Annotated in this window: 1 protein-coding gene; it reads right to left on the bottom strand. The window is 39.4% G+C overall.

Annotated elements, in window-relative coordinates:
- Window positions 1-36: 36 nt before the first annotated feature.
- A partial coding sequence (locus BACCOPRO_RS17035; protein WP_008145702.1) for an IS4 family transposase occupies window positions 37-672 on the bottom strand: 636 nt, incomplete at its 5' end.

Here is a 672-nt window from a genome sequence, read left to right as displayed (position 1 = left end):
CATTAGTGTCCCGTTAAAATGGGACGAGTTAAACAATTAATCAAAAAGCCCCGGAATCAGGGGATCATTTAGATCTTTGACATCATTGAAATTAGTCTTGTCGAACAGGTCACGCAAGTGGGTTTTGTCAGTCAATGATATGCTGAGAATTTGCAAAACTTCATAGGTTGAACGTTTCAACTTCATATCAGGTTGGACAATAGCCACAAGACAGTACGTGATAATAGCCACACTGATTTGTATGCGAACAGCGTTCTCTGTTGTGCCCCGGAATTTCTTTATCTTGAGATGCTGCTTGAGCCATTTGAAGAATAGCTCGATTAACCATCTTTTCTTATAAAGATTGGCGACATCCAGTGCAGAAAGTTGTTTTGCATTCGTCAAGAAAGTGAACTCACGGTCATCCTCTTCGTCGTAATATCGGACGAGTCTGAATGACTCAGGATATTTTTTCTCGGAGAGATATCCGGTCAGTTTCACTTCCGCATCTGTCATTATGTTCTTTGGCATTCTTCGCTTCCATTTGACTGTCTTATACTTTAAGTTTGTCTTGGCTCTGACAACAAAGAAAGAGTCTGTAAGATGTATCCTATAGAGTTCTTTAAAGGAGTCATAAGCCCTGTCGAATATATAATAAGCATTTGGTTCATAATGGATTGAAGACATTGCTGT

The organism is Phocaeicola coprophilus DSM 18228 = JCM 13818 (genome assembly GCF_000157915.1).
GTDB lineage: Bacteria > Bacteroidota > Bacteroidia > Bacteroidales > Bacteroidaceae > Phocaeicola > Phocaeicola coprophilus.
Note: the sequence above shows the minus strand (reverse complement) of the source record. Positions and strands in the feature narration are given on the sequence as shown.